This window comes from Acinetobacter sp. 24-47-39, from assembly GCF_056783825.1.
Window position 1 is genome coordinate 180,386 of sequence record NZ_JBWYIP010000001.1, and the last position, 20,997, is coordinate 201,382.

General features: G+C 38.8%; 20 protein-coding genes. 13 read left to right on the forward strand and 7 right to left on the reverse strand.

The window, feature by feature from the left end:
- The first annotated feature begins 118 nt into the window (after positions 1-118).
- The 8 genes from AC1M9C_RS00855 (at position 119) to gltS (ending at position 8,656) form a co-directional block, all read left to right on the forward strand.
- Positions 119-553, forward strand: coding sequence for an I78 family peptidase inhibitor (locus AC1M9C_RS00855; protein ID WP_481587004.1), 435 nt, complete (start codon positions 119-121; stop codon positions 551-553).
- A gap of 73 nt (positions 554-626) precedes the next feature.
- Positions 627-1,004: a hypothetical protein gene (locus AC1M9C_RS00860; RefSeq protein WP_035267099.1), complete on the forward strand. Its 378-nt coding sequence runs from the start codon at positions 627-629 to the stop codon at positions 1,002-1,004.
- A gap of 142 nt (positions 1,005-1,146) precedes the next feature.
- Positions 1,147-1,416, forward strand: coding sequence for a hypothetical protein (locus AC1M9C_RS00865; protein WP_035267100.1), 270 nt, complete (start codon positions 1,147-1,149; stop codon positions 1,414-1,416).
- Positions 1,417-1,706: 290 nt separating this feature from the next.
- Positions 1,707-4,346 (forward strand): bifunctional aconitate hydratase 2/2-methylisocitrate dehydratase, encoded by a 2,640-nt coding sequence (locus tag AC1M9C_RS00870; RefSeq protein ID WP_481587005.1) that lies wholly within the window; start codon positions 1,707-1,709, stop codon positions 4,344-4,346.
- A 121-nt stretch (positions 4,347-4,467) separates the two neighbouring features.
- Positions 4,468-6,585, forward strand: coding sequence for a hypothetical protein (locus tag AC1M9C_RS00875; protein ID WP_481953028.1), 2,118 nt, complete (start codon positions 4,468-4,470; stop codon positions 6,583-6,585).
- The gene (locus tag AC1M9C_RS00880) at positions 6,578-6,844 is read left to right on the forward strand and encodes a hypothetical protein (RefSeq protein ID WP_481587007.1); all 267 of its coding nucleotides are present in this window, start codon (positions 6,578-6,580) and stop codon (positions 6,842-6,844) included. The genes AC1M9C_RS00875 and AC1M9C_RS00880 overlap by 8 nt, the downstream gene beginning before the upstream one ends.
- Positions 6,845-7,064: 220 nt before the next feature.
- A complete protein-coding gene (locus AC1M9C_RS00885; RefSeq protein ID WP_481587008.1) occupies positions 7,065-7,310 on the forward strand; it encodes a hypothetical protein in 246 nt (81 codons plus the stop codon).
- A 122-nt stretch (positions 7,311-7,432) separates the two neighbouring features.
- Positions 7,433-8,656 carry a sodium/glutamate symporter gene (gene gltS / locus AC1M9C_RS00890; RefSeq protein WP_481587009.1) on the forward strand — a complete coding sequence of 408 codons (1,224 nt, stop codon included), beginning with the start codon at positions 7,433-7,435 and terminating at the stop codon, positions 8,654-8,656.
- 48 nt (positions 8,657-8,704) lie between these two features.
- On the opposite strand, the gene AC1M9C_RS00895 is transcribed toward gltS, so the two are convergent.
- Together AC1M9C_RS00895 and AC1M9C_RS00900 are read right to left on the reverse strand one after the other, a co-directional pair.
- The gene (locus AC1M9C_RS00895) at positions 8,705-9,556 is read right to left on the reverse strand and encodes an alpha/beta hydrolase family protein (RefSeq protein WP_481587010.1); all 852 of its coding nucleotides are present in this window, start codon (positions 9,554-9,556) and stop codon (positions 8,705-8,707) included.
- 120 nt (positions 9,557-9,676) lie between these two features.
- Positions 9,677-10,129 carry a DUF441 domain-containing protein gene (locus tag AC1M9C_RS00900; RefSeq protein ID WP_035264635.1) on the reverse strand — a complete coding sequence of 151 codons (453 nt, stop codon included), beginning with the start codon at positions 10,127-10,129 and terminating at the stop codon, positions 9,677-9,679.
- Positions 10,130-10,252: 123 nt separating this feature from the next.
- Here AC1M9C_RS00900 and AC1M9C_RS00905 point away from each other — a divergent pair, with 123 nt between their 5' ends.
- Complete coding sequence (locus AC1M9C_RS00905; RefSeq protein ID WP_035264632.1) at positions 10,253-10,981, forward strand: pseudouridine synthase; 729 nt, start codon at positions 10,253-10,255, stop codon at positions 10,979-10,981.
- Positions 10,982-11,031: 50 nt separating this feature from the next.
- Here the strand turns inward: AC1M9C_RS00905 and AC1M9C_RS00910 are convergent, their stop codons facing one another.
- The 3 genes from AC1M9C_RS00910 to AC1M9C_RS00920 all read right to left on the reverse strand — a co-directional run bounded on the left by AC1M9C_RS00910 (position 11,032) and on the right by AC1M9C_RS00920 (position 12,929).
- Positions 11,032-11,475, reverse strand: a complete 444-nt coding sequence (locus AC1M9C_RS00910; protein ID WP_035264628.1) for a GNAT family N-acetyltransferase — start codon at positions 11,473-11,475, stop codon at positions 11,032-11,034.
- Between the two features lie 121 nt (positions 11,476-11,596).
- A complete protein-coding gene (locus AC1M9C_RS00915) occupies positions 11,597-11,899 on the reverse strand; it encodes a type II toxin-antitoxin system RelB/DinJ family antitoxin (protein ID WP_092766206.1) in 303 nt (100 codons plus the stop codon).
- Between the two features lie 106 nt (positions 11,900-12,005).
- Complete coding sequence (locus AC1M9C_RS00920; RefSeq protein WP_481953029.1) at positions 12,006-12,929, reverse strand: pseudouridine synthase; 924 nt, start codon at positions 12,927-12,929, stop codon at positions 12,006-12,008.
- Between the two features lie 116 nt (positions 12,930-13,045).
- Between AC1M9C_RS00920 and tsaE the strand changes: the two genes are divergently transcribed.
- From tsaE to hfq, 4 genes are all read left to right on the forward strand, one after another.
- On the forward strand, positions 13,046-13,513 hold the full coding sequence (gene tsaE, locus AC1M9C_RS00925) for a tRNA (adenosine(37)-N6)-threonylcarbamoyltransferase complex ATPase subunit type 1 TsaE (protein ID WP_179998232.1): 468 nt from the start codon (positions 13,046-13,048) through the stop codon (positions 13,511-13,513).
- An 8-nt stretch (positions 13,514-13,521) separates the two neighbouring features.
- Complete coding sequence (mutL, locus tag AC1M9C_RS00930; protein ID WP_179998231.1) at positions 13,522-15,474, forward strand: DNA mismatch repair endonuclease MutL; 1,953 nt, start codon at positions 13,522-13,524, stop codon at positions 15,472-15,474.
- 6 nt (positions 15,475-15,480) lie between these two features.
- Entirely contained in the window at positions 15,481-16,425 is a 945-nt protein-coding gene (miaA, locus tag AC1M9C_RS00935; RefSeq protein WP_481587012.1) for a tRNA (adenosine(37)-N6)-dimethylallyltransferase MiaA, read from the forward strand.
- Positions 16,426-16,514: 89 nt separating this feature from the next.
- Entirely contained in the window at positions 16,515-17,027 is a 513-nt protein-coding gene (gene hfq, locus AC1M9C_RS00940; protein WP_481587013.1) for an RNA chaperone Hfq, read from the forward strand.
- 106 nt (positions 17,028-17,133) lie between these two features.
- On the opposite strand, the gene AC1M9C_RS00945 is transcribed toward hfq, so the two are convergent.
- Together AC1M9C_RS00945 and AC1M9C_RS00950 are read right to left on the reverse strand one after the other, a co-directional pair.
- The gene (locus tag AC1M9C_RS00945; protein WP_481953030.1) at positions 17,134-18,432 is read right to left on the reverse strand and encodes a peptidylprolyl isomerase; all 1,299 of its coding nucleotides are present in this window, start codon (positions 18,430-18,432) and stop codon (positions 17,134-17,136) included.
- Positions 18,432-20,906 carry an LPS-assembly protein LptD gene (locus AC1M9C_RS00950; protein WP_481587015.1) on the reverse strand — a complete coding sequence of 825 codons (2,475 nt, stop codon included), beginning with the start codon at positions 20,904-20,906 and terminating at the stop codon, positions 18,432-18,434. Before AC1M9C_RS00950 ends, AC1M9C_RS00945 begins: the two co-directional genes overlap by 1 nt.
- Positions 20,907-20,997 lie beyond the last annotated feature (91 nt).

A 20,997-nucleotide genomic window follows, 5' to 3' on the forward strand; every position in this document is an offset into this window, starting at 1 on the left:
AAGGTAAAAGGGCTTCAATCGAAGCCCTTTTTAATTCAATGTATAAACCGAAATTAAATTTAAGCCCTATTGTTAAAATGCTAGACTTAAAATTTATCGGACAAGAACGAATTAAAAAATGAAAACAATTGCAATATTCATGGCGATGATAGCGGCAACACTCATGGCGGGCTGTCAAACCAATCAAACTGAGCAACTTACTCCAAAAATTGGAATGGCTAATCCTGCAAGCAAATTTTGTGTTCAACAAGGTGGAAAATTAGAAATACGTAATGAGGTAAATGGTCAAGTGGGTTATTGCCAGTTGCCAGATGGTGTTGTGGTAGAAGAATGGGAACTATTTAGACATCATCAAAATATTTGCAAACCTGAAGAAGCGAAAAAATTAGTCGGTATGCATAATCTTGATGATCAACAGATTTTGAATAAAACCAAAGCCAAAATTATTCGCCGTGTCGGACCAAATGATCTGGTTACTATGGATTATCGAAATGATCGTATTACAGTAACCGTGGATGATCAGAATAAAATTATTCGCTCAAGCTGTGGCTAATGAACGAGAAATGTCATTACACGATTTCCTATTCGGTTTAACTCGATTATCATAGCCGCAACAGGAGAGATGTATGAACAAATTCGTGATTCTGGGTGCTGTACTTGGTTCAGCCGTTTTGCTCAGTGCTTGTGAAGAAAAAAAGCCACTAACCCCTGAAGAAGTCTGGCATGGTTACTGTACCAGTATTGGTAATGCTGCACGCTCTATTTTGCTAGACCGTCAAAATGGTATCGAGAAAACTGCAGCGGTCGAACATGCTTCTAAACTGACCGATCCGACGACGAAGAAATTTGTAGATGCTCAAATTGAGAAGGTCTATGCTTATCCTGCGAATCAATTAGAAGTGGATCGTGATGCATTAATGGCTAAATTCAAAAAAGAAGCAACGGATGAGTGTTTAGCCACTCCTTACGATAAAGATAATCTGCCTGACTACAAACAGTTTTAAGGCGCTACAAAAAGATTGATCATAAAAAAGAGGGAAGCGTAAGTTTCCCTTTTTTTGTTGAAATTAATTACAAATTTTAATTAGCATTAAAATAGAAAAGCTTATATAAAAATAAGATAAATAAAACAAAAGGAGCGGAACAATGGAAGTGGTCGCATACCTGAATAATGCCGATCTTCTGCTTGAAGATGCCAATGGTGTTGCTGTAATTAATGGCAGCCATTACGTCCTAAGTCTAGGGGATCGAGTCTATCTTAAAAATATGATCAATGAACATGCCAAAATTTATCAGGTACACATTAGTTTTGCTTGTGCCGAACACCGCATGCTACATGATGATGAAATTCTGGTCAGATTTGAAGGAACACGAGAAAGTCTGCAACAATATTTAGATCGCACAACTGTCCACTAAGGTTGAATAGTCAAAAAAGGATTTAAAAGGCAACATCTTGTTGCCTTTTATTTATTTAAGATCCGTAAAAGCTTCATGTTAATGTCAGAATTGTTCGATAAAACAACATATTGAGCAATGAGTAATCAGAAGAGAGATCATTTAGTAAGAAAATAATGGTCATCACAAAGAAACACTCTTCTTGCATTAACTTTTAACCGGAATTTTAGTAAAATTTAGCAGTCCATATTATTTGCAGGCTTTATAAGCAGGATATTGCAAGTAATTTTTTAAAGAAGAGGAATAACACCGTGCTAGAAGCTTACCGCCAACACGTTGAAGAACGTGCCGCACTCGGAGTCCCACCGAAGCCACTTGATGACGCTCAAACAGCTGCATTAGTTGAATTATTAAAAAATCCACCAGCTGGCGAAGAAGCATTCTTAGTTGATTTGCTTGAAAACCGTGTTCCAGCAGGTGTTGACCAAGCTGCTTACGTAAAAGCTGCTTTCTTGGCTGCTTTGGCGAAAGGTGAAGCGACTTCTCCATTAGTTTCTAAAGAGCGTGCGGTTTACTTACTAGGTACTATGCTTGGTGGTTACAACGTTGCTCCTTTAGTAGAATTATTAGAAGACGCAGCGCTTGGTGCTTTAGCTGCTGAAGCGCTTAAGAAAACACTTCTTGTTTTCGATGCGTTCCATGACGTTGCTGATAAAGCAAAAGCAGGTAACGAAAACGCGAAAGCTGTTCTTCAATCTTGGGCTGACGCTGAATGGTTCACTAGCCGTAAAGACGTTCCAGAAGAAATCAAACTTACAGTTTTCAAAGTTACTGGCGAAACAAATACAGATGACTTGTCTCCAGCTCAAGACGCTTGGAGCCGCCCAGACATTCCGTTACACGCTAACGCAATGTTGAAAAACGAACGTGATGGTATTAAACCAGAAGTTCCAGGTGAAGTTGGTCCATTAAGCCAAATCAAAGACTTAATCGCGAAAGGCAATACTGTAGCTTACGTGGGTGACGTTGTTGGTACAGGTTCATCTCGTAAATCTGCTACAAACTCTGTGCTTTGGTTCTTCGGTGACGAAATCGCTCACATTCCAAACAAGAAAGAAGGCGGTTACTGCTTAGGTTCTAAGATTGCTCCGATTTTCTTCAACACTATGGAAGACGCTGGTGCGTTACCAGTTGAAATCGACGTTGCAAACATGAACATGGGCGACGAAATCACGTTGAAGATTGACAAAGCGACTGCAAAAGTTACAGCGTTCAAAGATGGCGCTCAAATTGCTGAAGCTGAGTTAAAAACTCCAGTACTTCTAGACGAAGTACGTGCGGGTGGTCGTATTAACTTGATCATTGGTCGTGGCTTAACTACTAAAGCACGTGAAGAATTGGGTCTTCCTGCTTCTGACTTGTTCCGTACTCCAGTTCAACCAGCTGCAACTGGCAAAGGCTTCACGCTTGCTCAGAAGATGGTTGGTCGTGCTTGTGGTCTTCCAGAAGGTCAAGGTGTACTTCCAGGTACTTACTGCGAACCTAAGATGACAACTGTTGGTTCTCAAGATACAACAGGTCCAATGACGCGTGACGAATTGAAAGACTTAGCTTGCTTAGGTTTCTCTGCTGACCTCGTAATGCAATCTTTCTGTCATACTGCTGCGTATCCAAAACCAGTTGACGTTCAAATGCAACACACGCTTCCTGATTTCATCATGAACCGTGGTGGTGTTTCTTTACGTCCAGGTGACGGTATTATCCACTCTTGGTTAAACCGTATGCTTCTTCCAGATACAGTTGGTACTGGTGGTGACTCACATACACGTTTCCCAATCGGTATTTCTTTCCCAGCGGGTTCTGGTCTTGTAGCGTTCGCTGCAGCAACTGGTGTTATGCCACTTGATATGCCTGAATCAGTTCTTGTGAAGTTCAAAGGTAAAATGCAACCTGGTATCACTTTACGTGACCTAGTACATGCGATTCCTTACTACGCAATTAAAGAAGGTGACTTAACTGTAGAGAAAAAAGGTAAGAAAAACATCTTCTCTGGTCGTATCTTAGAGATCGACTTATCAGAAATGGAAACTGACTTAACTGTTGAGCAAGCGTTCGAACTTTCTGATGCTTCTGCTGAACGTTCTGCTGCTGGTTGTGCGATCACACTTTCTGAAGAGAAAGTTGCTGAATACCTTCGTTCAAACATCACGATGTTGAAGTGGATGATCTCTGAAGGTTATGGCGATGCTCGTACTATGGCGCGCCGTGTTGAGAACATGGAAAAATGGTTAGCGAACCCATCACTTCTTAAAGCTGATGCTGATGCTGAATACACGAAAGTGTATGAAATCGACCTTGCTGACATCAAAGAACCTATCCTTTGCTGCCCGAACGATCCAGATGATGCAAAACTTCTTTCTGACGTTCAAGGCGACAAAATTGATGAAGTATTCATCGGTTCTTGTATGACAAACATCGGTCACTTCCGTGCAGCTGGTAAACTTTTAGACAAAGTACCTGGTGGTTCTTTATCTACTCGTCTTTGGTTAGCTCCTCCAACTCGTATGGACGAACGCCAATTAATGGAAGAAGGTTTCTACAATACTTATGGTAAAGCTGGCGCGCGTACAGAAATGCCAGGTTGTTCATTATGTATGGGTAACCAAGCACGTGTAGCTCCAAATACAACTGTTGTATCTACTTCTACGCGTAACTTCCCGAACCGTTTAGGTCAAGGTGCGAACGTTTACTTGGCTTCTGCTGAGCTTGCATCTGTTGCTGCGGTACTTGGTAAGTTGCCAACTCCTGAAGAATACCAACAGTATGCTGCTCAAATCGACAGCATGTCTGCGGATATCTACAAGTACTTGAACTTCGATCAAATGAACGACTATACAGACGCTGCTAAAGACGTTGATACGAAGAAAATTGCTGCTGCTCAATTGTCTTAATGAGCTAGGATAAAGAAAAGCCGAAAGGCTTTTCCCTAGCGCAAGAGTAAATCTATGATTTGCTTGAAAATTAAGCGTTAGGCAATATAAGATAAGGGCTGATTTATCAGCCCTTATTTTTATGCAAAATTATTATGAAAATAAATTCGATGCTTTGTTTTTGAATTTTGGTCTAGAACTAGCAAAAGAAAAAATTGTACAAGAACTTTTGTATAAAAGTTCACAACCCAAACATGGAGTTTTTAAAAATAAATTTGATATGTTCTGGCAATCAAGTTTTATTAAATTACTCACTGTTGATGATATAAAAAGTCAAAATTATATTCTCGCATTAAGTCAATATATTCGTTTAAATTCGATTGATAAAAATATTTGTCTAAATTATTTAAAACTTGATGTTCAAAGTTTTATTTTGGGAGTACGTTATTCAGGGATAATACTTCATTCTGCTCATTATTCATGGTGTCTACTAAGGGAAATTGAACAAGAATTTAAAAATGAAACCCTTACTAGTTTTTTTCAGACTGTAGAGTATTTACAATCACAATATACGCATCGATTAGAAATTTATGATGATATTAAGAATAGGCTGAATATCGGTCAAATTACAGCTATGGCTTTTGGCAGTTTATATGCTTATGAGTATTTGATTCCAAATCAAGATTACTTTGATTATTTGCCTTATCAATTTGATAGAAATGAAAATAATTCGGCACAAACAGTGTGGAAAGCTTTTGATGAAATTGTTAAAACATCAAAGAAAAATACTAAAAAATTATCTGAAGAGTCAATTGCATTAGCATTAAAAAATAAACTTATGCCTTTCTTGATTGAAGACGGGATGACACCACAGCTTCTACAGCAATATGAATTATATAAAAAACTTGTGGCAATAAAAGTTGAGATTATTAACTACCAAAGAAATGTACTTGAGTCATTTTGTTTTGACGAAGATGTAAATTATAAACTCAAAAATTGTGAACTAATTTATACAAATGCAAAAAAAGATAAAGATGTTTGGTTTAAAAAACACTCTTTATTATTAAGTTATTGGCTAAGTATAGGTACTAAAAAACTTTTAAACTCAGATGTTGTGTATAGCATTATAAATACTGGTGAGAATTTAGAAGCTAATGCAATTGCTTTATCAAAAGCATTTGGTATCCAAGAACAATTAGAACAGGTCTATGGGATTGTAGACTTCAGTATTAACAATCAAAAACTTGATGCGTATGAAACCATGATTACCATGACTTTATCGCAAGCCCATTATTTAAAAGATCATATTGAAAAATTTATAAGTTTTTTACCTCGTTCTCAAAGTAATTTGCAAGCCTTAATGCGACTCACTATGCATGGTTTTATGATCGGTGAAAATAGAATGCCTTTCAAATTTGCTAGGCAAGAAGACAAGATTAAAAGAATGTCATCTTGGGTAAAAGGTAGTTCAAATTCTGTCAAAAAAAAGAAAATGGAACAAATCTTGAGTTTTTGGACTTGTGACTTGTACAGTGAAGATGATTATTCCACATTTCAACAAAAACCATTTTACAAAATTGATGATTTTGTTTTTCAATTTCCATGGCTAACTGCATTTCAAAATGTAAATTCGATGATGATTAATTATGTGCGCAAGCTACATAAAAATCGTTTGGAGCTTAAAAATGAAACAGATAAGATTGAATTAAACTTAGCTGAGAAATTTAAGAATGTTGGATTTAAGGTAATTTGCCAATATCAACCTCTAGATAGAGAAGTTGGCGAAATTGATCTAATCGCAATATATGAAAATTTTGTCATTGTTGCAGAAGTAAAATCAACTTATATTAAAAGTAGTATTCAAGAAATCTATGAATATCGAAACTTCACGTTAAATAAAGCAGCTTATCAACTATCTAAAAAAGTGACCTACATTAGAAATGAATTTTTGAAGCAATATTTTGAAAATTTAGATGATGTAAAAATTCATTCTTGGATTATAGATACAACATTAGAATTTGATCACCAATATTTTGAAAATCATTTAAAAATATCTATGGATGAAATAATTATATCTTTAAATGGAAAGGCTGATTTTATGAACTCCTTCATAGATGATTCATTTGATCTAGAGAAAGAAGCAAATCCTGTTGATGTTGTACAGTTTATTGATGATATTGAGAATGATAGATTTTGGAAAAATCAACTTGGGAATTATGATAATTATATGAATAGTATGCTGAGTAAATTGAATGTTTAAACAGCCCCGTTTCCTCTGTATCGGTGGCTTCCTTAACGGAATCCAAGTCAAAGACCAAGGCGACAGCTTTAATTGTATGACCAATGGGCAGAATGAAACTTATACGAAGAAGGTCATTTTCCATCAAGAAGCATGGGATCATGACTACTACGTGTTTGAAGATATCACTGATCAACAAGCCAAAGAGTGGGTGTTTCTAAAATATGGAGAAACCGTCATCTACCGAAAAAGAAAGCCCATGAAAAAGCCCCGTAATTAAAAAATTAACGGGGCTAGTCGTACCACTCTCGTGATACTCATATAAGGCTCATCTCATACTGCCTGCATTAAAACACATTCACACAGATTCGTCATGCTGAATCGAATATAAATTCAAATTGACTACTGCGAAAATCTTACAAGCACGTAACCATAAATAAAACAGACAGCAACAATCTAAAAATGTGAAATAAATAGAATAAGCAAAAAATGAACACAGCATGAATATAATGAAAACGCTACTTACCTTAAGTTTAATCAGTCTATCGCTCATTGCATGTTCAAGCGTGGAGATTAAAAATTATGATTCAGAAGAAGATGCATGTTATCAGAAATATAAAGATGAAACAGTAAACATGTCTGAATACGATAAACAGCGCTATTACAATCAGCACCACCTAGGTGTAGTCGAGCCAGATCGAGTTCGCGAATCAATTCGAGAACAAAGAAGAAAACAGGCGCAATAAACCAACAGGGCAGTACAAATAAATGTACTGCCTATAAATCATTGAAAAATTACATTTCAGTAGCTGAATAAAGCAAAATTCTTTGTGAAAATTGATTAAAATTAAAACATTAGGGAAATACAATGAATTTTGAAGTTGATGCCTTTGGCACCATCGTGATTGCCGTATTTTTTCTATTTATTGGGCGCTATCTAGTCAACCGCGTCCAATTCTTTAAAAACTACAATTTACCTGAACCTGTGATTGGCGGTTTGGTCGCAGCAATTACAGCATTCATCTTATTTAAATTCTTTAATATCAGTGCCACATTTGATGCGCAAATTCAAAGCATTTTAATGCTGATGTTCTTTACCTCTGTGGGCTTAGGTGCAGATTTTGTTAAATTAAAAGATGGTGGTAAAGCCCTATTTATATTTTTGTTCTGTGTGATCGGATTTGTGATCGTTCAAAATATTGTTGGGGTGAGTTTAGCGACGGTATTAGGTTTAGATCCGCTCATCGGTTTAATTGTAGGTTCAATCACCTTAACGGGTGGTCATGGCACGGCAGGTGCATGGGGCCAAGTGCTTGAAACCCAGCATGGCATTCAAGGTGCTATTGTATTGGGTATGGCAAGTGCGACCTTTGGTCTGATCATTGGTGGTATCGTTGGTGGTCCAGTTGCTAAATTTTTAATTAAACGTCATCAACTGGCTAACAAAATTGACAATGATCAAAACGAATCACAATTGGATGATCAGTTAAAATCTGCACCATTTGAATATCCAAAAAAGACACGCTTAATTACTGCAAGTAATGCGGTTTCGACGCTTGGTATGTTTGCACTTTGTATATTCACGGCAAACTTAATGACAGATTTTAGTCAGGGTAAATGGTTTGAGCTTCCAACCTTTGTTTGGGCGCTAGGTTCAGGTGTGATTTTGAGAAATCTGCTTGAACATGTATTCAAAGTAAATATCTTTGATCGTGCGATTGACGTGTTTGGAAATGCATCTTTATCACTTTATTTATCTATGGCATTGTTATCACTACAACTGTGGTTATTAGCAGATTTGGCAGGTCCGTTAGTCACGATTCTGATTGTGCAAATGCTGGTATTGATTTTATACACTGCTTTTGTGACATTTAAGGTGATGGGGAGCAACTACGATGCTGCGGTTTTATCAGCAGGTCATTGTGGTTTTGGTATGGGTGCGACGCCAACGGCCATTGCCAATATTCAAGCAGTAACCAATACCTATGGTCCTTCACACAAAGCATTCTTACTTATTCCACTGACAGGTGCTTTTTTCATCGATATTGTAAATGCGATAGTGATCCAGCTTTCGATTGGAATATTGGGATAGAGTAAGTTTAAAAAACCGCCTTTAAGGCGGTTTTTTACTTATGGAGATTTATATATGCAGTTGAGATTCGATCATCGGCCAAATATTTTGATGCGACTGTTTGAACATCAGCATGTGTCCGATCGCTTTATGGCCAAGCTCTTTGGGTTTGAGTTCGATCGCTTCAGTAGGTGCATTAGGATATAAACGAAGTAAATCCTGAACATTTGCTTCGGTTGCAATCTCATCATCACTTGCCCAAATAGCAGTGATAGGAATTCGAATCTCTTGGTGATAGTCTTGATCTAGGGCAACCGTTTTCCCAATCGCATTAATAACATAGCCAGGTTGACTACAAAATTGAGCCCAGTCACGTGCAACATCTTTCGGTAGATTTTCCCCCATACCAATGGCTTGGGTAGGGCCGTAACCGAGCGTCATACGTGCGAGAGGAAAAATACCTTTAAACATCACAGGGGCAAGTAGTTTCGTACGACCTTTGAGCCCTTTTACATGCCCAGTCGAACCTGCTATTGCCACGACTTTTGCAACTTTATCATGGTTGGGGGTGATCCCAATGAGTTGTCCACCAGCGCTGTGACCGACAAGAATAACTTGCTTGGCATGGGTGAGTTGTAAGAGTTGATCAATTGCAGCTGGAATATCCAACTGCCCCCATTGCACAATACTTGCTTTGGATTGCTTCAATGGGCCATAAAGAGAAGCACCAATACCACTAAAATCAAACACCATTACGGCATAGCCTTGTTGGTTAAGCCATTCGCAAAATCGATGATAAAACTTTTGAGTAATTCCAGTGGCAGGGCACACCAAGACAGGAAGGCGCTTTGAATGCTCGGCAGGAAAAAAGGTAGCAGCAAGTTCGTATTGATCCTGACGAATAATTTTAATTTTTTGCATAATTTAAACTGTGCAAGTATCCGTAATCAAAATACTTTACCGCAGTTCTAAAAGATCAAACCAACAAATGATGACTATTGCGTTTGTGAAATGACTGTTCAGTCGTGAAAGGAACCTGTTTCAAGAAGTGCCAATAATAATGGAAAGTATTCCTGCTGCAATTAAAGGTCCAACAGGGACGCCACGTAAAATAGCCACACCTGCTACAGTACCAATCAGAAGTCCAGCGACAATATTTGGCTGATTCGCCATAAGCGTTACGCCACGACCACCTAACCATGCAACCAATAATCCGATTCCAATGGCTAAAATTGAGTTTAAGCTCAAGAACGACTTGAGAATATCTTTACCCGGAATGGTGCCACTGGCAATTGGCGTAAGAACGCCAATGGTGAGGATAATAATGCCGATATTTAAACCATGCTGTTGAAGCAATGGAAAATACTCGTTTAAAGGGGTGATACGAAAAACAATAAGTACTGCGACTGAAATTGTGACAGCTGTATTTTGACTGAATATTCCACATGCCAATAAAATGATTAGAACGATTAAATTGAGGTCTAATTGAGACATAAAGAAGATCCAGTGCTTATCAGGACAGTACTTGAAAGTTATAATAGTTTAACTGATTTAAAGTCTGCATTCAGATGACATACTTTAAATTTCAACGAATATTGTAAGTAATGGAAGTGATTCATGGTTCTGGAAAAAATGTTACAGTCTCAAGGCTTTGGATCACGAAAATATTGTCAACAATTAATTAAAGCTGGTGCAGTGGTCATTGATGGTACTGTGATCACGGACCCGAAATATAAACTGAAGCTTCAAGGTCTTAGCTTCCACGTGTATAACGAGGAATATACTTATCGTGAAAAAGTTTATATAGCACTCAATAAACCTGTAGGCTATGAATGCTCGCATCAAGCGACGCATCACTTCAGTGTATTTGAATTGATTGATGACATATTGTTGCAAAGGGGAGTGCAAACAGTCGGACGTTTAGATCAAGACACGACTGGTATATTGTTACTTACAGATGATGGACAATTTCTGCAAGCGCTGACTCATCCTAAAAAACATGTTCCTAAAGTTTATCAAATGCATACAGCAGATCCAGTCACTGAGCAGCAAATCATTCAATTGGGTCAAGGTGTAGAGCTTCGCAATGAAACAGGATTGTTTCAAGCAACAGACATTCAACTCATAAGCGAACAACACCTACAATTTACAGTGCATCAAGGCGTTTATCATCAAGTTAAGCGTATGGTTGCTGCTGTGGGAAATCGTGTTGAATCATTGCATCGACTGCAAATTGGACAATTAAAATTAGATCAGCTTGCTGAAGGTGAATATTGCTATCTCACTGAACAGCAAATACTCGCCGCAAAAAATCAAAGTCCTGATGCTCAACTCCTTGAGATTTAAATCATCAATGCTAAAGACTCTATTCTTAAGACGATATGTTGTGTAATGCCTTAGGATAGAAAGCAATGATAGGTTTGGAATTCATTGTCTTTGACGAAGCCCATCTTTTCGTAAAGTTGGTGAGATTGAAAGTTACTTCGTTGTGTCTCTAATGAAATTCGACTGGCTTTTTCGGATTGTGCAAACAAAATTGCAGTGTCAATGAGTTGTTTGGCTGAACCTTGTCTTCTATAAATTGGAGTGACATATACATCATCTAGAATGTAGTAGCTTGAACAAGCATGGGATGAAAAACCTAAATAAAGAATCACGAAGCCAGTGATTACATCATTTTTGATGTGAATAAAAATAACACTTTGTTGGTTTTCGAATCGCTGTTTTAGAAAATCATAGGATTGTTGAATATTGGATGATGCACCATAAAACTGTCGGTATTCATCAAAAAGTACAGCGAGTTGATTGAGATCTTCTGTTGTGGCTTTCCGTACTATCACTATTGAGCTCTCCTCAGATCATTATTTTTAATCTTGTTATGATGAAGAGCTAAACATATTTGCGCAGGGCGCTGTAAATTAAATTGTTTAAAAATACGACAAAGTTAACTTATGTCAAAAATTAATCTTTATCGCTTTCACCCAAAAGTGCATTCAATTCTGCAAAAAAATCGTCGTCATCTAAACTCGAAGTTGTAGTATTGGAATCTTGTTGTTCTTGCTTAAGTTTTTTGAGTTTCAACAATTGATCCATGTTGATCGTTTGATTTTCGATTGCAAAAGGAATGGACTTTGTCAGTACAACTTGTTTGAAAAATAAACGCACTGCTTGCGCTGGTGTAATCCCCAATTGCTTAAAAACTGCAAAGGCTTGTTTTTTTTCTTGTGAGTCAAGTCGGACTTGATAAACTTCTGTTTTTCTCATGAATTAAAACCAAACGACTCTAAATTTAAGTGCTTATTTTAATCTAAGTAAATGTAATTTCAATGTCTGAACGTAAAAATTATATAAATTTGTCATTACAATGAATCTACAATGTCAGTGTTTGCATGCTTTTAAAGTGCATTTCAATATTTAATATCGGATCAATAAATTGAAGCTCATCAGCAAGTAATTGCAACGGAGCACTGAAATCATCCTCAGCTTTATGCGCGATTACCGGATAAAAAGGATCATTTTTGATTGGAATGTTGAGCGCATTGAGGTGAACGCGGAGTTGATGTTGCTTACCGGTCAGTGGTTTCAAAATATAGCGTCCCCACTTTGAATTGTGTTCTATAAGGTCAATTTCAGTGACAGAATTGGTGACACCTTCACTTACTTTCATTATATAAAATGGGTTTCCCTTTTCCATGCGCAATTCAACTGTTCGTGGAAAGACTAAGTCTTTTAAGTAAGGTGCGATGGCTTGATATTTTTTGGATACTTTACGATCTGCAAAAAGTTGTTGATAGACTCCGCGACTTTCAACTTTTTTTGAAAATAAAACAACACCTGCTGTTTCGCGGTCTAAACGATGAATCGGTGTGAGATGAGGATTATCAGTGAACTGCTTTAATCTCACCAATAAGGTTTCTTGAACATATTGACCTGTCGGACTCATGGTTAAAAAATGAGGTTTATCCACCACGAGCAGATCATCGTTTTCGTATAAAATTTTTTCCTTGAACGGAACATGAATTTCGTTTGCTAAAAAACGATAATAAAAAATATGAGAATTGGGTTGATACGCCGAATTGATGGAAAGTGTGTTGCCATCCGCATTGTAAATAAGACGATCTTGAAAACGTTGTTGCCATTCCAGTGCGTCTATATGAGAAAAGGCTTGAATGAGGAAATCATAAATCGTGATCGGGGAGACTTCGAGATTTGGAAGAAATACTTTGCTGGCTGTTACACCATTGATCATCGGTGGCGTAAAACTTGGGACACTTTCTGAATTTGATTTTGGCATAACAAGACAACAGAATAAAAAAATGATCAGATGAATGAGTTTTTGAACAAGTCGAGATAGGCACTGTTCAGGAGCATGCTATTATACCTCTTCAACAGATGTCTAATGTGATCCAGATGCAATATTCTTTTCAACTCAACTTAAATGATGAAGCAGATACTCAAAAATTAGCTGCATGTTTAGGGCAGTGTATTGAAAAGGGTGTCATATACCTCATTGGAGATTTGGGTGCGGGTAAAACCACCCTGACGCGTTATTGGCTTCAAAATTTAGGTCATCGTGGTGCGGTTAAAAGCCCGACTTATACACTGGTTGAACCCTATAAAATCAATCAGCAGGATGTCTTTCATTTTGATTTGTATCGTTTGAATGATCCTTATGAACTTGAGTTGATGGGTATTCGTGATTATCTGGATATTGCTGATGCACTATTCTTGTTTGAATGGCCCTCTAAAGGTGGTGACGAAATTCCAAATGCAGATGTTATCTTGAATATTGAGAAATCTGATGATGAATCAGTACGTCATGTCACGATTTCTTCAAATGATGAAGCTTTACTCGCAAAATTAAAGACACAGTTTTAAATAATTCTATGGCGCATGATCTTAGCTTGAATCGAATTCAAACCTTATCTCCTGCATTAGCAAACCAAATTGCTGCGGGAGAGGTAATTGAACGTCCTGCATCAGTGGTGAAGGAACTTCTAGAAAACTCCATTGATGCAGGTGCGACTGAATTAATCATTCGAGTCGAACAAGGCGGTAGTACGCTGATTGAGATTATCGATAATGGCAAAGGGATTCATCCTGAGGATCTTCCGCTTGCGGTGATGCGGCATGCGACCAGTAAAATTCAAACTGCTGAAGATTTACATGCAATTGTGAGCTTAGGTTTTCGCGGAGAAGCCTTGGCTTCCATTGCTGCTGTTTCGCGCTTGACCTTGACCAGTAGTCGTGATGATTCAGGAATTGGTTATCAGGTCGAAGTAAACGGCACGGCCTTTGATCATCAAGAGATTCAAGCTGTTGCTACTCAGCAAGGCACACACATACGTGTACAAGATTTATTTTTTAATGTGCCAGCAAGACGAAAGTTTTTAAAAAAGCCAAATACGGAATTTGGTCACATTGAAGAAATCGTACGGCGCTTAGCCTTAACGCATTTCGATATTCGGATTGTGCTGGAACATAATGGTGCTATTCGTTTAAATTTGCCTGTCGCAGACAGTGGTCAACTCAGATTTCAACGTGTACAGCAGCTTTTAGGTCGACAATTTACTGAAAATGCGTATTGGATCGATGCTGATAGTGTCAATATGCGCTTATCAGGATGGTTAGGTCATCCTTCTGATGCTCGAGCACAAAGTGATTTGCAGTATGTGTACGTGAATGGTCGTATCGTAAAAGATAAAACAATCTCTCATGCTTTGCGAATGGCCTATGATGGCATCTTGCATGGGCATCAACATGCAGCTTATTTGTTGTTCTTAGAAGTTGATCCTGAATTTATTGATGTGAATGTACATCCGACTAAACATGAGATTCGATTTTTGAATCAACGTGAAGTACACGAATTTGTACGTCATTTTGCCAAAGAAACTTTGTCGCAATTTCAAACTGCGACTGCGGATTTAGCCCAGGCTTTAAAGCTTGATCAAGATGTCATCGCACCATCAGTTCAGCTACCACGTTATCAAGAGCAATTTAATTTGCATCAAAATGCTCAAGCATCGCCCCCTATGTCCCAGACGTTGCAGGAATCGAGTCATGAGGGGTATCTAACAGATTTTAGTGCTAAACAGCCTCAGTCAGTTCAATATAGCGCGCCGAGTCAGTCTTATTCAAATTCTAATATTAGCAATGCACTCAAATCTTATTTGGCACCTTTGAAAGAAACGTCATCTAATTTTGAAGTTCCTTATGATACTGAGATGGAATCAACATCTTCTAAAGTTGACGAGTTTCCTTTGGGGATTGCAATTGCACAACTTCATGGAATTTATATTCTGGCGCAGAATTCTGAAGGCTTGATCATTGTAGATATGCATGCCGCGCACGAGCGGATCTTATTACAGCAAATGAAATCTGCTTGGGATAAACCTGAATTTTGGACATCACAGCAGTTGCTTATTCCAAAAGTGATTTCAATTACACGCATGCAAGCCACGCGTATCGAAGACCTTAAGCCTCAGTTGGCGCGGCTTGGTTTAGAAATTGATCAATATGGCGATGAGCAAGTGATAGTGCGAGGTGTGCCTGCTATTTTGCACAAAGCCGATTTTAATGCATTAATCCCAGAACTTTTGAATGATCTTGATCCCAATGATGAGGCCAGTGCTTTACAACAAAAAAGAGACCATATCTTGGCAGGAATGGCATGTCATGGCGCAGTGCGTGCGCATCGAATGTTAAGTATTTCTGAAATGAATGCACTGTTGAGGCAGATGGAACAAACTGAGTTTGCAAGTCAATGTAATCATGGACGACCAACTTGGAGGGCTTTTCCACTTAGCCAGTTAGATAAATTATTTGCTCGAGGAGAGTAATTGTACATGTCAAATCAAATGCCAGTCATCAACTTAATGGGGCCGACTGCGAGTGGGAAAACTGCTTTGGCATGTGAGCTATATGAACGCGGTAATTTTGAAATTGTTTCGGTAGATTCTGCTTTAATCTACAAGGACATGGATATCGGTTCGGCAAAGCCATCAAAAGAAGAGCAGGAGCGATATCCACATCACCTGATTGATATTATTACACCGCTCGAGGTTTATTCGGCAGCTCAATTCGTTGAAGATGCATCGCTGCTGATTGATGAAATACATTCACGCGGTAAGACCCCAATCTTGGTGGGTGGGACGATGTTGTACTACAAAGCACTATTGGAAGGCTTGGCAACGAATCTCCCTAATGCTGATGAAAAGGTACGTCAACAAATTGAAAATGAAGCCATGGCATTGGGTTGGGAGAGCGTCTACGAAGAGTTAAAACGTGTCGATCCTATGGCAGGTGAGAAGTTTAAAGTGAGTGATCGTCAGCGCATTATACGCGCGCTAGAGGTCTATCGTCTGACAGGTCGACCTATCACTGAGCTTCAAGCAGAACAGCCCAAAAAACAGCCATATCGTTACAATTTTCATAATTATGCGCTGTTACCTGATCGTGTAGAATTACACAAAAGAATTGAACTGCGCCTAAAAATAATGTGGGATATCGGTTTTTTAAATGAGGTGGAGTACCTGATTGAAAAATACGATTTAAGCGATAATTTGCCATCGGCGAGATCTGTTGGATATCGCCAAGCTTTAGATTTTCTTAAAAATAGTGATAGAAGTCTCAAATCTAAGCAAGATATGGAAGACAAGTGTTTGTTTGCAACACGACAACTGGCTAAACGTCAATACACTTGGTTACGTTCTTTGCAAGAAGCGCACAGTTTTCAAACTTTTTTGACGATAAAGCAAGCTCAAGAAGACTTGCGAAACTTATATGGATAAAGCAAAATTTACTCACTATCTTTTTTATAAATTTTAATTGAAAAATAAAGATAGTTTTTTTGCGCTGATTTTATTTTTTGGAGTATAACATGTCTAAAGGTCAAACTTTACAAGATCCGTTCTTAAACTCTCTCCGTAAGGAACGTATTCCAGTTTCAATCTTTTTAGTCAACGGTATTAAATTACAAGGTCATATCGAATCATTTGACCAATACGTTGTATTATTAAAAAACACGGTAAGCCAAATGGTTTACAAACACGCTATTTCAACAGTTGTACCTGCACGTAATCCACGTCCTGCTGGTGCTCCTGCTGGCGCTCCTGCTGGTGCTCAAGGTGGCTTCGGTGGTCAACAAGGCGGCTTCGGTGGTCAAGGTGGCTTCGGTGGTCAAGGCGGCTTTGGTGGCCAAGGTGGCTTTGGCGGTCAAGGTGGCTTTGGCGGTCAAGGTGGCTTCGGTGGCGGTCAAGGTTTTGGCGGTCAAGGTGGCTTCGGTGGTCAAGGTGGCTTTGGTGGTCAAGGTGGCTTTGGTGCGACTTCTACACCAACCTTTGATGGCGAAACAAAATTTGATGATGCTCAAGAAGACGATAACAATCGTTAATTTTTGAGTAATCAAAAAGGCACCTGATGAAGGTGCCTTTTTTTATATGAACAGCCTAAAAATTAAAATTAAAGCCCCCATAGTGGAGGCTCTCAATTAAGAAAAATTAGTTTTGGTTGGGTTGTTTAATTTCAACGTATGTACTTGCGCGAAGTTCTCTTAACCAGCCATCTAACTCTGCATCAAATTGACGGTCACCAAGAATTTGGCGCGCTATGCGTTTTTGCTGTTCCTGAGTCATATCTTGCTGACGTGCATCAGTAACTTGTAAAATGTGCCAACCAAACTGAGTTTCAAAAGGTTCGCTGACTTCGCCAATTTTCGCAGTCTGCATTTTTTTATCAAACTCTGGCACCATCATACCTGGTGAAACCCAACCTAAGCTACCACCATCACGTGCAGAACCTGGATCATTTGAATAAGTTGCAGCAAGGACTGCAAAATCATCACCTGCCTTTACACGGCTATAAATACTGTCAATTGTGTGTTTGGCATTTTCAGGGCTCACCACTTCAGAAGTCTTAATCAGAATGTGGCGAGTTTGGTATTGTGGCACAATTGTCTTTTTCTCGTTTGACTTGCGCTCTAAGAGTTTCAACAAGTGGATGCCATCGCGAGCCTGAATTAAATCAGTGGTGTTGCCCGGTGAAACTAAAGCGATACTCGATGCAAGTTCTTCTGGAATATCTGCGATTGAGCGCGAGCCCATATCTGCGCCTTCAACTTTAAGTGTAGATGTAGAAAATTGTTTCTGTATTGCGTCTACATTATTGGAAGTCTGAAGTGCATCTTGAACTTGTTGCGCGACTTGAGTCAGTTCTTGTTGAGAGGCTTCACCTGAAACTCTGAAGTGAATGACGTGAGCTTGAGTACCCACAGCAGCTTGACCTTCCGGCGATTTGAGGAAGTTTTCAACATCTTGGTCGCTGATTTTGATGCGTGACATCACTTGTTGTTGACGTAAGCGCTGAATAGCAAGATCATCAGCGACTTTAGCACGTAGGTTTTCATAAGTGCCCGGAGCCATACGGTCAAGCTTTTGCTGGAAGTCTTCAAGGCTATTACTGTTCGACTGGCGAGCAACATTAAGTACAGCATCATTTAAAGTTTTTTCATCAACTTGAATGCCATAGCGTTTTACTTGTTCAAGTTGCGCATTTTGGATGATAAGTTTATTCAGAGCTTGATTTTCAAGTACCTGAAGTGGTGGTACATCCTGTTTTTGAGCTTTAAGTTGATGTTGTAGCTCAGCGACACCTTGTGCAATGTCACTTTTTAAAATGGCACTTTTGCCAACAATAGCAACGATTTGATCTGATGGGTTTGCATAACTTGACACTGATGCAGAAATAACAAGTGCTAATGCTGAAGCTTTAAAGAGTTGTTTTAAATTTTGCATCTTCATTAATTCGTCCAATTTTGTTTAACTTTATCGAAACCCAAGATTCGATTTTCCAGTAAAGAGCTTAACTTACTGTTTAAGCCACCAAGTCCTTTAAGTGTAAACTCTGCCATTACAGCACGTTTTTGTTTGGTGTCTGGTGCATTAACATCATCTAAGTCATTGTAATAAGAGCGACCATAGACCGAAACACCCCAGCAGCATGACTCATAATTAATCCCTAAAAGGTACTCGCGTGCAACACTGTTGTCTAGATCATATTGCATGTGACCCATCAAATTCCAATTACCTTTCACAGGTTGTATAAAGGATGCTGTAACTTGGTCATAGTGGTCTTGACGATCTTCAAGTCGCTTACGATTAAAATAACCAAAGTTGTATAGGTTACCTTGATCACCTGTGTAATACACTTGTAGATCACGTTGAGCATTATCTCCGTTAGACATCCACATTGAGTTTGCATTCACAGTAAAGTTCTGAGAAAGCTGGCTGGCAATGCTGATCACAGGACCAGTTTGACGCTCAGTATTAAATGGGTCATTTTGACTATTATTCAAAGTCACCTTACGGTCTTCAAAATAGTAACTTTGTCCGATACTGGCACGTAAACGTTCTAATCCGATTGTATCAAAGAGGCTGTAACTTACCCCGAGTGATAAGAAGTTATTATCTTCTAGGCGGTCATGACCGTAAAAGCGACGTGGATTAAAGAGTTGATCGTAATTCAGGGACGCTGCGGTTGAGTCAAAGTTCGGTGAACTGTTTTGATTTCTGTGTGGTGCATAAGCATAGAATGCACGTGGTGTGATGGTTTGTAAGAATTTTCCATCTTTTTCAAAGATAAGACCAGCATCTAAAGTAAACTCTGGAACTATAACTGCATTGTCTTTGGTATTTTTTCTTTGTTCTTCGGTGATACGATCAATCGTATTTTGATCAAAGAAGGTATTTATAGAGCGAACTGATGCTTGAGGTATAAAGAATGACCACTGATTGCGGAAGTTATATCGAGCAGAAAACTCATTATAAAGACGTGTACCACTTGGTTGATAAATGGTGTCCATATTTGAGTTGTCTGAAGCATTTAAGTCATTAATATCTTTTTGGAAATATGCTGTATCGTTATTAAATTCATATTCCAGTCCTTGCGGATTACCAGTGATATAATTGACAAGCAATTGCGGTAGTCGTGCATAGGGGCGATCAACATCATCAACATCAGGGTCTAGCGTCTGGAAGTCTTCAACTTTGAGTTGCGCGCGTAACCCTGGAATTCCATTCGCGTAATTAAGATCCCAAGCGCGGCGTTGGTTTAACTCTGTTCTTGTATTCGGATTGCTGTCTAGATCGGCAAAGAAGTCTTTATCAGAAACATAGTTATATTCTAAATTGGTCGTCCATTGGTCATTGATTTTCCAATTGTGCAAGAGGTGTAAATCTTTGCGATCTTCATCATCATATTTACGATCTTGTGCTAAATAACCACCCCAAATACGACCGCCACCATATTGTTCAGTCAGATATCTGAACTCACCCTCAGCCATCAATCCACGACCGCCAATGAAACGTGGAGTGATAGTCGCATCATAATTGGGTGCTAAATTGAGATAAATTGGCGCTTCAAGTTCTAAACCACCATCGTTTGTATAACCAAAACCTGGGTTTAATAAGCCAGTGGTACGACGATCATCAATAGGGAAATTGAAATATGGCACAGCCAGCACTGGTGTGTTTTTAATATATAGTTTAGTGCCTTTGGTCACGCCACGCCCAGTGTCTTGATTTAACTCAATCGAATTGGCTTGAATCTTCCATGTTGGGCTTTGCTCAGGTGGACACGTGCTATAAGTTGCATTCTGAAGGAGTAAAATATTGGGTGAGGTGCGCTCAATATTTTCTGCACGACCATGCCCATGTGTCGCTTCTGAAATATAAAAGCTGTTATTGAGGCGTCCCGTTTGGGTTTTTAAATTGTAGTCAATTTGATCACTTTGAGCCAATAAACCGGCTTGTGCTAACTGTACATTGCCAGAAGCTTTGGCATGGGTTTGAGTGTTGTCAATTTTAATCTTATCTGCACGAACCATACGACCTTGTTGATCGATGATGACATTGCCTTCTAATTCTGAGTCACCATTTGGATTGTAATATGCACGATCAGCGGTGATGATCGATGTTGCTTGCTCAGGATCAACTGCTTTAGTATCAGGGCTGATTGGTGTCAACCAAGTTTGAGCACAAAATTTCGAGCTTGGGGAGAACGTGCTACGTTGTTGCGCTTCGGCTGAATTTTTATTGACATAATATTGATCAAAGAAGCGCTGACCAGGGTAGCTTTCTTTAATTGCAGTTTGAAGTGCTTGATTGTCCACCTCAGTTGTACTGTCTTTTGAGTCGGCATAACTTGAGACTGTGCTACCACACAATAAGGTTAAAATAGCAGTCGCCAAAGGGCTGAAAGTAAACTGATGCTTCATTTATATCATTAACCAAGTATGCAAATTGCAATTAATTATTGTCGCATCATAGAGAAAAAACGGATTAGTGGCTACACTTAGCACTTTAAAT

What these genes read in the sequence shown, in the direction of transcription:
- AC1M9C_RS00855 (WP_481587004.1), top strand. Translation starts at nt 119, where the DNA reads ATGAAAACAATTGCAATATTCATGGCGATGATAGCGGCAACACTCATG.
- AC1M9C_RS00860 (WP_035267099.1), top strand. Translation starts at nt 627, where the DNA reads ATGAACAAATTCGTGATTCTGGGTGCTGTACTTGGTTCAGCCGTTTTG.
- AC1M9C_RS00865 (WP_035267100.1), top strand. Translation starts at nt 1,147, where the DNA reads ATGGAAGTGGTCGCATACCTGAATAATGCCGATCTTCTGCTTGAAGAT.
- AC1M9C_RS00875 (WP_481953028.1), top strand. Translation starts at nt 4,468, where the DNA reads ATGCAAAATTATTATGAAAATAAATTCGATGCTTTGTTTTTGAATTTT.
- AC1M9C_RS00880 (WP_481587007.1), top strand. Translation starts at nt 6,578, where the DNA reads ATGTTTAAACAGCCCCGTTTCCTCTGTATCGGTGGCTTCCTTAACGGA.
- AC1M9C_RS00885 (WP_481587008.1), top strand. Translation starts at nt 7,065, where the DNA reads ATGAATATAATGAAAACGCTACTTACCTTAAGTTTAATCAGTCTATCG.
- gltS (WP_481587009.1), top strand. Translation starts at nt 7,433, where the DNA reads ATGAATTTTGAAGTTGATGCCTTTGGCACCATCGTGATTGCCGTATTT.
- AC1M9C_RS00895 (WP_481587010.1), bottom strand. Translation starts at nt 9,556, where the DNA reads ATGCAAAAAATTAAAATTATTCGTCAGGATCAATACGAACTTGCTGCT.
- AC1M9C_RS00900 (WP_035264635.1), bottom strand. Translation starts at nt 10,129, where the DNA reads ATGTCTCAATTAGACCTCAATTTAATCGTTCTAATCATTTTATTGGCA.
- AC1M9C_RS00905 (WP_035264632.1), top strand. Translation starts at nt 10,253, where the DNA reads ATGGTTCTGGAAAAAATGTTACAGTCTCAAGGCTTTGGATCACGAAAA.
- AC1M9C_RS00915 (WP_092766206.1), bottom strand. Translation starts at nt 11,899, where the DNA reads ATGAGAAAAACAGAAGTTTATCAAGTCCGACTTGACTCACAAGAAAAA.
- AC1M9C_RS00920 (WP_481953029.1), bottom strand. Translation starts at nt 12,929, where the DNA reads ATGCCAAAATCAAATTCAGAAAGTGTCCCAAGTTTTACGCCACCGATG.
- tsaE (WP_179998232.1), top strand. Translation starts at nt 13,046, where the DNA reads ATGCAATATTCTTTTCAACTCAACTTAAATGATGAAGCAGATACTCAA.
- mutL (WP_179998231.1), top strand. Translation starts at nt 13,522, where the DNA reads ATGGCGCATGATCTTAGCTTGAATCGAATTCAAACCTTATCTCCTGCA.
- miaA (WP_481587012.1), top strand. Translation starts at nt 15,481, where the DNA reads ATGTCAAATCAAATGCCAGTCATCAACTTAATGGGGCCGACTGCGAGT.
- hfq (WP_481587013.1), top strand. Translation starts at nt 16,515, where the DNA reads ATGTCTAAAGGTCAAACTTTACAAGATCCGTTCTTAAACTCTCTCCGT.
- AC1M9C_RS00945 (WP_481953030.1), bottom strand. Translation starts at nt 18,432, where the DNA reads ATGAAGATGCAAAATTTAAAACAACTCTTTAAAGCTTCAGCATTAGCA.
- AC1M9C_RS00950 (WP_481587015.1), bottom strand. Translation starts at nt 20,906, where the DNA reads ATGAAGCATCAGTTTACTTTCAGCCCTTTGGCGACTGCTATTTTAACC.